This window comes from Paenibacillus sp. P4_A7, assembly GCF_056402455.1.
Genome location: NZ_JBFUHJ010000154.1, coordinates 1 through 11,533, shown reverse-complemented (window position 1 = coordinate 11,533; position 11,533 = coordinate 1). Strand labels below are relative to the sequence as shown.

Annotated in this window: 10 protein-coding genes; 3 read left to right on the top strand and 7 right to left on the bottom strand. The window is 42.9% G+C overall.

Annotation, left to right across the window (positions count from 1 at the left end; genetic code table 11):
• Window positions 1-434, bottom strand: a 434-nt coding sequence (locus tag AC1DWN_RS18135) for a B12-binding domain-containing radical SAM protein (RefSeq protein WP_477560311.1), incomplete at its 3' end; no start/stop codon positions are given.
• Window positions 435-679: 245 nt separating this feature from the next.
• The gene (locus AC1DWN_RS18130; RefSeq protein ID WP_477560310.1) at window positions 680-2,236 is read right to left on the bottom strand and encodes a stalk domain-containing protein; all 1,557 of its coding nucleotides are present in this window, start codon (window positions 2,234-2,236) and stop codon (window positions 680-682) included.
• A gap of 177 nt (window positions 2,237-2,413) precedes the next feature.
• Between AC1DWN_RS18130 and AC1DWN_RS18125 the strand changes: the two genes are divergently transcribed.
• Window positions 2,414-3,340: an RluA family pseudouridine synthase gene (locus AC1DWN_RS18125; RefSeq protein WP_477560309.1), complete on the top strand. Its 927-nt coding sequence runs from the start codon at window positions 2,414-2,416 to the stop codon at window positions 3,338-3,340.
• An 89-nt stretch (window positions 3,341-3,429) separates the two neighbouring features.
• Here AC1DWN_RS18125 and AC1DWN_RS18120 read toward each other — a convergent pair whose 3' ends face one another.
• The 3 genes from AC1DWN_RS18120 to AC1DWN_RS18110 all read right to left on the bottom strand — a co-directional run bounded on the left by AC1DWN_RS18120 (window position 3,430) and on the right by AC1DWN_RS18110 (window position 7,031).
• Window positions 3,430-5,037 carry an ArnT family glycosyltransferase gene (locus AC1DWN_RS18120; RefSeq protein ID WP_477560308.1) on the bottom strand — a complete coding sequence of 536 codons (1,608 nt, stop codon included), beginning with the start codon at window positions 5,035-5,037 and terminating at the stop codon, window positions 3,430-3,432.
• Window positions 5,034-6,341, bottom strand: a complete 1,308-nt coding sequence (locus tag AC1DWN_RS18115; protein WP_477560307.1) for an MFS transporter — start codon at window positions 6,339-6,341, stop codon at window positions 5,034-5,036. Before AC1DWN_RS18115 ends, AC1DWN_RS18120 begins: the two co-directional genes overlap by 4 nt.
• 114 nt (window positions 6,342-6,455) lie before the next feature.
• Window positions 6,456-7,031 carry a GNAT family N-acetyltransferase gene (locus AC1DWN_RS18110; protein ID WP_477560306.1) on the bottom strand — a complete coding sequence of 192 codons (576 nt, stop codon included), beginning with the start codon at window positions 7,029-7,031 and terminating at the stop codon, window positions 6,456-6,458.
• Window positions 7,032-7,080: 49 nt separating this feature from the next.
• Between AC1DWN_RS18110 and AC1DWN_RS18105 the strand changes: the two genes are divergently transcribed.
• Together AC1DWN_RS18105 and AC1DWN_RS18100 are read left to right on the top strand one after the other, a co-directional pair.
• Complete coding sequence (locus AC1DWN_RS18105; protein WP_477560305.1) at window positions 7,081-9,348, top strand: UvrD-helicase domain-containing protein; 2,268 nt, start codon at window positions 7,081-7,083, stop codon at window positions 9,346-9,348.
• A gap of 11 nt (window positions 9,349-9,359) precedes the next feature.
• Window positions 9,360-10,433 carry an HD-GYP domain-containing protein gene (locus AC1DWN_RS18100; RefSeq protein ID WP_477560304.1) on the top strand — a complete coding sequence of 358 codons (1,074 nt, stop codon included), beginning with the start codon at window positions 9,360-9,362 and terminating at the stop codon, window positions 10,431-10,433.
• An 85-nt stretch (window positions 10,434-10,518) separates the two neighbouring features.
• Here the strand turns inward: AC1DWN_RS18100 and AC1DWN_RS18095 are convergent, their stop codons facing one another.
• Together AC1DWN_RS18095 and AC1DWN_RS18090 are read right to left on the bottom strand one after the other, a co-directional pair.
• The gene (locus AC1DWN_RS18095) at window positions 10,519-11,022 is read right to left on the bottom strand and encodes a ferritin (protein ID WP_477560303.1); all 504 of its coding nucleotides are present in this window, start codon (window positions 11,020-11,022) and stop codon (window positions 10,519-10,521) included.
• Window positions 11,023-11,120: 98 nt separating this feature from the next.
• Complete coding sequence (locus AC1DWN_RS18090) at window positions 11,121-11,342, bottom strand: DUF1450 domain-containing protein (protein ID WP_477560302.1); 222 nt, start codon at window positions 11,340-11,342, stop codon at window positions 11,121-11,123.
• Between the last annotated feature and the right edge of the window lie 191 nt (window positions 11,343-11,533).

Sequence of the window (11,533 nt, the reverse complement as noted above, 5' to 3'; positions counted from 1 at the left end):
TCCCTCTGCTTCCGGTAAGTAACACCAAACACCATATGATATTTGCCATCGCCCTCAATTTCGGTGAGCAGATGATGGAAAGTCTCTTCACCCTCACCAACAACGATGAAATCCACCTCTGGAATTCTATCCATCCAGTAATCCATATCATAGCTGACTTCTGGTCCACCAAGGATGATCTTGACCTCTGGCTTTATTTTGCGCAGCATATTAATGACCGTAATGGTTTCTTCTATATTCCATATATAGCATGAAAAACCTACAACATCGGGATTACGCGAAAATATATCCGACACGATATTCATCGCCGGATCCTTGATCGTATATTCCGCAATATCGATATCGAACCGATCGCCGCTAAACGCCTTCAAACAGCGGAGCGCAAGCGAGGTGTGAATAAACTTAGCATTTAAAGTCGACAGTACGACTTTCATAATATAACCTCTCTAACTTAAGCGAATGCTTATCCATCAAATTTTGAACTCCTGCAGACTCTATAGGAGAGCATGACTTCTATTGTACCGAAAATGAATGAAAAAAAGAAGAGGCGTCCATTGTCGCATTTCGCGGCAACAAACACCTCAGTTTCTAGTTATATAGAATGAATAAGTTTCACACTTATCCATTTCTATATAACCACCGCGAAACGAGCTTAGCCGCCAAGGAAGGCGACAGCCGTTTACGCTTGGAATCTCATTTTCATATAGATTTTGTCCCTAAGCTGCATATCAATGACCGTGAATTTGAGGCGCCATTTATCATTGCCTAATGAGGTTAACTCGCCTGGATTTGTACCACGAATCTCAAAATTATAATCTTCTTCAAATGAGATAAGCAATTGAACTTTCTCATTAGGAAGCATCCGATTAAGCTCATACCCTAAATTTAAAAACCAAATTCGGAGCTCTTCCGCTGATTCTGCTCCATAATATAAATAGAAGTCCGGATTAATATTAGCGGTCAAGACGAGCCATCCAGCTGAATCCCTCTTTGCTTCCCACTTTGTGAATTCAGCTACTGCATCGGACGTCTGCACCGAAGAATATTCCGAAGTCATCAATTTTTGAATGTCTGCCATTGAAGCTCCTACAAGCGTATCAGGTAGGCTGTAAGGCAGAAACTTCGCGTTCTTAATCATGACATCCGTCATTTTCTCCTTCAAAAGGACCGCATGCATAATCGATACTGCAAAATTCAAATTAGCATTCGTTTTGTCGATACCACTTGTAGTAATACCAATAAGCTCTCCGTATTCGTTAAAGAGTGCTCCGCCTGAGCTTCCGTGGTCAATTGGGGCACTCGTCTGAAAATAGGTGATGCCCTCTTCGTGGATAATATTACTTATTAGACCCTCTGAAGCTGTATTTTCCAATCCTTCTGGGCTGCCAATCGCAATTACTCTGTCGCCTTTTTGTGAAAAGAAGTTGTAACTGATATCTACTGCAGCAAGATCTAATGGCTTCTCTGTCTTAATGATCGCCAAATCCGACTGTTTATCATAACTTACTACACCTGCTATTTTCAGATCGTCTTCATAAATCGAAGATGCTGTAGCAGTCGAAGCATCCATCATTACATGGTAGTTAGTGAGGATCAACTGGTCCCCAATAACAACACCGCTTCCTTGACCCCTATTCGTGTAGATTGTAACTACACTTTCATCAAAGGTACTTACGATTTCTTGCGGTGTAAGTTTTAGTTTATTATTCCGCTCTTCAAGCCACTGCTCGTATTCTAAATCTTCCATTTTTTCTAATGACGTAATGCGAACCGCTTTTGCAGTGTCATCCCACTCCACGTCGGCTTCAAGAGACTGTGAGATAAATCGTACAGGTACAAAGGTAACACCTTTAGTAATCACTGCTGCTGCATCAAGCTTTACTGAATTGCCGTTAACGATAGCTTCTTTCTTCCCTATTTTAAGAGAAATAGAAATACTGTCTTTCCGGCCAATAATAGTTTGTGTGCTTGCTTCCAACGTTACTGTACCGCCGAGAGCTGTAAAGATGTCTTTCATTGGAACAAAAGTAACGCCATTCGCCTTATACGCTGGAGCAGATAGAGATAGCTTCTTTCCGTCTACGAACACTTCTATTTGCTTTGCCTTGGCGGTGGTCGCTGTCGTCGTTGTAGATGCTGCGTTTACTGCGGAGTGACTAAGCCCGGGTAGTGGAGCCAGCAGTAGTCCAGTTACTAACAGGGGACATAGCAGCGCTTGAATTAGTTTCTTTTTCACGAAGTGAATTCACCTAACCTTTTCCATTTTTTTGATATATTCATCCTACCATCTTACTCAATATTTTGTCTATGAAAATAGCTTTCATAGATTTGCTGCTTACTTATATATAGAACAATTAGAATGTTGCCTTTAGTCGTGTTATAGTAGGAGCATTGAATCTAGGAGGTTTTTGGCATGAATACGGGGAGAAAGCGCCCAACTCAGCAAGCAGATAAAAGTAAATCCTATCCGGTTACCGAACCGATGGAGCTGCTTCCTTTTCTTATAAAGCATATATCGGGTGCTGGACGTAATGTTGTTAAATCGATTTTGGCTAATGGACAAGTAGCGGTTAACGGAAAATTTACTACGGCTTACAATTTTCCCCTGCAGCCAGGTCAAACGGTTGAGGTTAGCAAAGAGCGACCAAAGGAAAAACCTCAAATGGTCGGAGTCTCTATCATGCATGAAGATGAAGATATTATTATCATTCTGAAAGATGCGGGTTTACTATCCGTAGCATCCGACTCTGCAAAAACAGAGGAATTGACAGCCTATCGGCAATTGACCGCTCATGTACGCATCGAAAACCCGAAAAATCGTATTTTCATCGTACATCGATTGGATCGCGATACTTCAGGCGTCATGATGTTTGCAAAAAGCGAGAAAATTCAGCAGCTTCTGCAAAACAGCTGGCAAGATACCGTGAAAGAACGGATATATGTCGCTCTAGTTGAAGGAACGGTTAAGAAAGAGCAAGGAACGATTACATCTTGGCTTAGAGAAAGCAAGACGCTTAAAATGTACTCCAGCTTCCATGCGAATGACGGCCTTCATGCGGTCACCCACTATAAAGTGATTCGTACAAGCAAAGAATTCTCGCTGCTTGAGGTTCATCTGGAGACTGGCCGAAAAAACCAAATTCGCGTTCACATGGAGGATATAGGCCATCCCGTTGTTGGCGACAAAAAATATGGCGCTCGTACGAAACCGATTGGCCGCCTTGGGCTTCATGCACGAGTATTAGCCTTTACCCACCCAATCACAGGCGAGCTTATGCGGTTTGAAACTGAAATTCCAAAGCTGTTTCTAAGACCTTTTCAACCGCCTACAAAGCCTTAGTGGATCAAATATAAAGGGTACATTCCGAAGCCATGAATCATGCTTAGGAATGTACCCTTTTCATTCTATCGCCATGACGTCCGTCCATTCTACTCAAATCCTCCGTTTTTGAATTGATCATGAACCTTAAGATCAACGACTGAGCTGTTGCCACTTACCACTGTGTAATGTTTAAATCGTTTGATTATATATCCCGAATCCTCCGCAGGCAACTGCTCACCGTTCGAGTAAATATAAGCAGCATCTTCGCCTTGTCTAATTTGCGGTTGCTCGAAATAGTACCTTCCAAATGACCTAACGAACTGAAACTGGCCGCCAGGGTTTACATAGTTCACCGTCGCCAGGAAATGATGGGGATTTATTTTCTCATAAAATAACACGTAAATATAAGGCATCATAACTTTATCCGTTATGTATACGTTGCCTTCTGTCGCATCCGAAGCGTACTCCACTGCTTCTCCAAAGGATTCATAGAAGAGCGGACTAATTTTTTGAGGGTATTCGGTAAAATAATTAACGCAAAAGAAAATGAAGTATATGGAGAAGGCAGCAATAACAGCTAAAAACAAGGTGTTTATTTTACGTCGCAGCCACACTAAACCATACGCAGCCAGCAGAACGGTCGGATAAAAGATAATGTTTATTCGATTGATGTTTACATCCGTAATAAGCGTCATCGCGATTGCAGTCAGTAACCAGATCGCTATAATGGCAGGTTCCATGTCTAGCTGCTTGAATGCTTTTGAACTAGCGACTATAATGCCTATTGCTATAAATGGCAGCGCAATGGGATATAAATATCCATAGGGCGGTATCGCATTCCATAGTAAGCCATCATTTTGTGTAAGGATCAGATTTAAAAACTGCTTAAAGTTATGTAATAGCATGGTGAGCGCTTCACCTTGGAAAGCAGTTGAGATTTGCTCCACTCTAGGTACGGTTAGCTTGGGTATTGAGAAGAGAAACATTTCGATAGTGTTCCAGTTAAACCGATTAATAAGGAGAAACAATAGAATCGGTAACGATAGAATAATAAGGACAGCGGCGTTCCATAGCAGTGTATGCAGCTTGAAGGTCTTTTTTACAATAAATAGAACGACAATTCCTAGAACGAACACTGGAACAAAAAAATAGGCCGTGCCATATGCATACAAGGATGCAGAAATCGTAATCGTAAACCCGATTAGCCATTTGGGCTGTTGCATAGCTTTAAATAAAAAATACACAGCTGCCAGCACCAGCGAAGGAAATATGTTCGATTCTAATGCCCATCTCGATATCATAATATGCCAAGGACAAATAACGATAAGGAAAGCAGCAATTGCTGCTGCATCCTTCCTCTTAAATAGATGACTGGCTATTAAGTAAAATAAAACCATGCTAATTAACCCATATACAATGCTCACCGCACGAACCGATAACACATTTAAACCAAATAAATAGATAAAAGGCATGGATAGGTAAGCATATAAGGCATTTTGCCCGCTGCCCCACGAGATTAAATGTATGGGCACAGAAACACCATTACGGTCTACTCCATAATGAAGAATCGAGTACGCTTCATAACCGATGGAAGCCTCGTCCTGATTTAAGCCGCCAGGAATCGATCCCGCATAGATTAGACGCACAATAGCTCCTGCCGCAAATGATAATAGGAGCAGTCTATTATGTTTCATCCATTCAAGTGCTTTTGTCATAGACTGTGATCACTGTTTTTATTAGTTGGCTGATTCACATGGGCGCTGCGAATAGGATACAAGTAAAAGAATAAGAGCGCGAGCAGCAGGACGATGAACGGGATTATGCTCAGCATCGAACGAATTCCCATTACTGCAGCATCCGACTGTTCCACCGCATCCTTCACATAGCCGCTTGTTTCTAAGATGATGCCGAGTACAACCGCCTGCAGAGAGATTCCCCATTTAACAATAAAGCCGTTCATCCCAAAATACATGCCTTCTCTCCGTACCTTTGTCTGCTTCTCATCCTCATCGATAATTTCGGAGAGCAGCATGTCAAGCAGAACCATTAGTCCGGCAAGCCCTATGCCAACACCAGCGGCTGCTAATGCTGCTGAAGCTATGCTAGATACGAATAAAAATGGGATCATGGCCACCGCGTAACAGCTGATAGCAACCATAACTGTAGTGCGTGCTCCCCACTTTTGTACCAGCCTACCCCATATATAGACACAAGGAATAGCTGCGACAAAAATAGCGCCTAGCAATATTGTATTACTGTCCTCCGTTGCGCCTAGCACATATTTTGTGAAGAAAGGGATCGCTGCAGGGATCATTGCAAATGTAAATTGCGTAAAAAAACTGCCTAGTACAAAAAAGACGAATGCTTTATTCGTAAACGTATATTTTAGCGATTTAACTAACCCGATGCTTGGCTGCAAAACCGTTGTATTCTCTTTGCTGGCAGATACCATTATAATAAAAAATACAAGGGCAATTCCCGCGAATATAGCCCCCATTGTTTCCCATCCGAGATTGCCATACAACAACGGTGGCAATGCCACACCAATAATCATACCAATAATACCTAACATTTGACGCCATGCTGAAACGCTCGCACGTTCCTTAATGGTTGTAAACATTTCCGGAAACAACGCCGAATAATTCAATACCACCATAACGAACAACACATCGTATAAGAGAACAATAGTGAGAAAATACCAGAATAAAGCCATACCTGTCCCTACAGGAAACCAAATTGCAGTAAACAATGCCGCAAGCGGAACCATACCAAACATCATATAAGGGATACGCCTGCCGTAGCGTGAGCGCGTCCGATCGGAGATATGTCCAAATAACGGATTAAGCACTGCATTTACGATACCGTGAATGACCATTGCAACGCTWATTAAGCCAGGTCTTACGCCGAGAACATCGACATAATAAAATACGATGTACGCGGCAAATGCCTGTGCAATTAAATTGACCGATAAATTTCCTGAACTGTACGCTAATTTGGATTTAAAGCTTACATTGGCCATAAACATCACGCTCCCGGTTACGATGAAAGTAATAATCCTAATGCTCTAAAATTACTTTCATCTTACCGTAAACATCCTTATTATTCCATAAATAACTTTTCAAATAGACGTTAATTAGATAACCTCATGTTTAACAATCTTCACCATTCGAATGTAGCTGGTGCCGCTCACAACAATGAAACCATCCTCGGTATAATTTTGTTTTTGATATAAAGAATAGGCACGCGTATTATCTGGCTCCACAATTAGCGACACCTTCGAATAGCCCTGCTCTCCCCCCCGTTGCTCGAAAGCCGACATCAACGCTTTGGCGATGCCTTGGCCTTGATACCGTTCATCCACTGCGATAGAATCCAAATAAAACTCACCCGCCTTGGCTTCCAGGGCGATGACATCCCCTTTCTTAAGTCCATTCTCCCGGCCTATCCTTGTGACAAAAGGTCGATCGAGCATTTCGGCATCATCTCCACCATAACTGATGAGCATACCTGCTATACAATCGTCCCTTTTGTCAACAAGCACATTCCTATAACTAATCCGGTTTCCTTCCTGCATATAGAAATCTGCTAGAATCCGTCTTACCTCAGTCTCATCATCTGTACCCGCAAGCGTATTAGATATATCTCCAATTGCAGCAAGCAGTAATGGCAAAACCTCATGTACTTCTTCTTTCAATGCTGGTTGTATCATCTTTTTTCCTCCTAATGTCTACCTATTGATTTGGCATCTGTTATAATGAATGAATCCTATTTCTGAAGGTGATTTTCTGAGTAACAAGTATTATACATTCCCTATTGGTATTCATAATAGTACCGTCCCTATTGCCGATAAAGCAGAAGCAGAGACAAGCATTGAGCTCGTCGGTCCAAAAGAATCCGACGCGGATTTCTTTCGTGCTTTGGAGCAATATGGCATTTCATTGAATAGACCGCAAATTGCTGCGGTTCGTCATAACACTGGTGCGGCTCTAACACTAGCGGGCGCTGGATCTGGCAAGACTTCAGTGCTCGTTTGCCGTGCCGCTTACCTGCTTGCTGTCCGTCATATTCATCCTCAGCATATTTTGCTCATGACCTTCTCCAAGAAAGCAGCTGATGAAATGCGAGGTCGCATCCGCTCGCTGCCTGTTCTTGATGCACAGGCCGCAAGCGGGGTAGAAGCGCGTACCTTTCACTCGTTCTGCCTGCAACTGCTCAGGGGCCGTGGGTATCGTCAGTCTATACTCGGAGAATCCGGTCAAAAACATATTTTTTTCAAACGACTGATGCGTGAGCTTTTACTGCAAAATGACTATGAGCCTGAGACGCTGCTAGCACAGCTCTCCGCGATAAAGCTGCAAATGTTAAACATTAACGATTTAACAGAAAAGACGACAGAAGAGAGAGAGCTCAAGCTTCTGTTCTCACGCTACGAGCAGTGGAAGAAAGACCAGGATAAACTGGATTATGATGATCTGCTACTGGAAACCTATCGCTTGTTATGCTCGGATGAAGCACTGCTGAGCTCTCTTCAAAGACGCTTCCAATACATAATGATCGATGAATTTCAGGATACGAATCAAGTGCAATACAAACTTATCCAATTGCTAGCAGGTAAACATCATAATCTCATGGTCGTTGGTGATGACGATCAGACGATTTATTCCTTCAACGGTGCACGCAATGATTATATTTTGAATTTTGAGCAGCAGTATCCGGGTGCCGTAACGATGGTACTGGATATCAACTATCGTTCGACATCTACAATCGTGGGACTAGGCAATGCGATCATTCAATCCAATAAGCTGCGCAAGGAGAAAACACTGCTTGCCGTTAAGCCCCGTGGTGTAAATCCTTCCTACGCTCGTCTAAAAACGACTCAGGAAGAAGCACAATTGATCACGGATACGATCGTTGCACAGACCGAGCTAGGCAAACGGTCCTTTGGCGACTTCGCTGTCCTCTTTCGAACAACCAGCAGCAGTCGTGCACTTGTTGAGCTGCTATTGACACGTCAGCTTCCGTTCATCGATTTCGGTGATGGTCAGCTATTCTATGATCAATGGAGCATCAAACCGCTGCTCGCTCATTTAAGACTTGCCATAGATCGTCGTAATTTCGATGCGATGGAGAGCATGCTTCCGACCCTCTATGTAAATCGCGAGCAAGCGATGGCATTTATTTGGAATCAAGATAAGCTGCGCGCTAAGAAGTGGCCGCTTATTCATCTGCTCGAATTGCCGCTGCTGAAGGATTTCCAGAAGGACAAAGTGAAAGAACGGATCAAGCTCATTAAATCAATATCAGATGTCAAGCCAGCCGCTGCCATCATCCAGCTTCGCCAATCTTTCTATGATCAATTCCTAGAAACAAGCAAACGTGTTAATTTGACTGAGCATAAAGAGGGACTCAAGGAAGTGCTTGATGAGCTTGAGAATGCAGCAGGTGCACACGATACGATAGAAGCTTTTATCACCTATATTGATGATATTACAGACAAACATAGCGCCTTAAAACAGGAACAGAAACATCAGCATGATCGCAGCGCCATATCACTCATGTCGATTCACAAATCAAAAGGACTAGAATTTCCAATCGTATTTGTTCTTGGCGCATCGGAAGGGATTCTTCCACATAGCTCTGCCCTCGCAGCAGATAAGCTTAGTGACCGCAGCTCCCTTCAAACAGGCAGTGATACGAGAGCTGAAGCATTAGAGGAAGAGCGACGTCTCGCCTACGTTGCAGTTACTCGTGCGCAAGAAGAATTATATATAAGCTCACCTGCCAGTTACCGAGGAAAGCCATCCGAACTGTCTCGTTTTATTCGTTCAGCCTTTCTTAAAGAAGCAGATTCAGATGGAGAAGCGGAATCCGCTCTAGCTTGGCTTTGTTCCAACAACTCATGCAAGGTATGGCAGCGCATTGTCACCTATGAAGACTCACAGGCACCCACTCGTGCTTGTCCTCAATGCCAGTTGCCAATGGTGCAAGGAACGAAGTTACTTCCCAAAAGACAAAATAAGGAGTAGGGATAAGCATCATGAATAACCTGAGTGATTCTTATGAACACAATAACACTGAAGACTTCGCTGGCCTTAACGAGCAGCTATACCCATTTCTACAATTGGCTGATGCTGTTATTATTACGAATGATCAGCATCTGATTCTATCCGTTAACCACTCCTATGAGCGAATAACAGGCTATGCTAATGCAGAAATAATGGGGAAGAAAGCAAGTATATTAAGAACCTCCTACACACCTAGGGAAACGCACGAAGAGATGAAGCGAGCGCTGCGCCAAGGACAAGCCTGGTCTGGCGTATTTACGAATCGGCGCAGAGACAAGAGCTTATGGCATTCATCCATTACGATAACTCCATACCGCATTGAAGATGAGCTTTATTTGATTGGCATCTTCCGTGAACTCGAGCAATTGAAGAGCGGATTTTATTTGCCGGAGGAGCGCATCAATCACTTCCAAAGCTCCATGCTAAAAGTGCTCGCCATCTCTTGTGAAATTCGCGATCCTGGCATTGAGCAGCATTTGGTACGTGTCAGAGATTTAACGGAAAGATTAGCTAACCACCATAACGATCGACTTCAGCTTGGCTGGTCTTCAGAGACGATTAATCGAATCGCATATTCAAGTATTCTTCATGACATTGGCAAATCAGGCATTCCTGAAGGCATCTTGTACAAGCCTGGTCCACTTGCTTATTATGAACGGCAAATTGTAGAAATGCATACGCAAATCGGCATGGACATCATTGAAAAAGTGTATGATGAATTCCATGACGAGATGTTCGCGGAAGAGCTTAAAACAGGAAAAATGATCATTTTATATCACCATGAAAAATGGGATGGCACTGGTTATCCGCAACAGCTCGCCGGAGAAGACATCCCGATTGAAGCGCGTATTGTCAGCGTAGTTGATGTGTTTGATGCATTGACCAGCACTCGTCCTTACAAAGAAAAATGGACAGAAGAACGCGCTGTACTCTATATCCGTGAACAAAGAGGACTGCACTTTGATCCTGAGCTCGTTGATTCTTTCCTTTATATGATCGACATTGAATCGCAGCAAACCAATAAATTTTCGCCAGACTTCTTATAAAATAAAAAGGCCGTACCTTTAGTAGTAAGCTCTACTTGGGGAACGGCCATTTATTTGCTTATATTTAAGTAATTAAATTGCCGAATTACAATGCTGGCGCCGTGAATGAACGTGCTGCGAATTCAGCGTCCAGCATATAGAAAGCATTGCTGTCCTTGTCGATTCGCTTCAATTTATGAATGATACTGTCGAATAAAGCTTCTTCCTCAACCTGCTCATCAATGAACCATTTTAAGAAGTTGATTGTGGCATGCTCGCGATCATTCATCGCAAGGTCGGACAAGTGGTAGAAACGTTTTGTATTTTGTTGCTCATGTGCATAGCCGTGCTCGAATGCATCTAAAATGGATGCATAGTCGTTCTTTGGCTCCCCAAGGGCATCTAGTGTAGCGCGGCGTCCGCGATCATTTATAAATTTATATATTTTCATAGCATGAAACCGTTCTTCTTCAGCCTGTATGATAAAGAAATTTGCAAAGCCTTCAAGGTTCTCGCCTGAACAATACGCTGCCATTGCAAGATACACATGCGCCGAATAAAACTCAAAGTTCATCTGTTCGTTTAACGCTTCTGCTAATCCATCATTCATAGCTCATGCACCTCAACTTTTCTAGTTTATACTCATTCTAACATAAAAATAAGAGACGGCAAATGCCGCCTCTTGTAAATATGGCTATCGTTATTTCATTATCCGATCATTTTCTTCAATCGCTTATAGAGCTTCTCTGCTGACGGGGCGCTTACTGTCTTCGACTTGACGACGACGAAGCACTCTGACCTACATGTCTTACAGTTTCCAAGACAGTCGCTCTTCTTCTGCTTAATGTCCGGATACTTGCTCTTCATGGCTTTGTATACCGGCTGTAGGCCGTTTTTCAAATTCTTCTTGCAGTATTTAATTTTCTTCATCGGTATCACCCCGTCGCTCAGCGGTGTAGTAGCTCTCCATATGATGATAATGATTATCAAAACCGATGTCAATAGCCATTATCGGAACAGCGTTATATTTGTTGTGTTTCCAGCTCGCACAGCCGCTTCTCGTATTGCTCAAGAAGCTCGTACTTCCAATTCACCTAGCCTGTTTCGGGACAGCCATAACT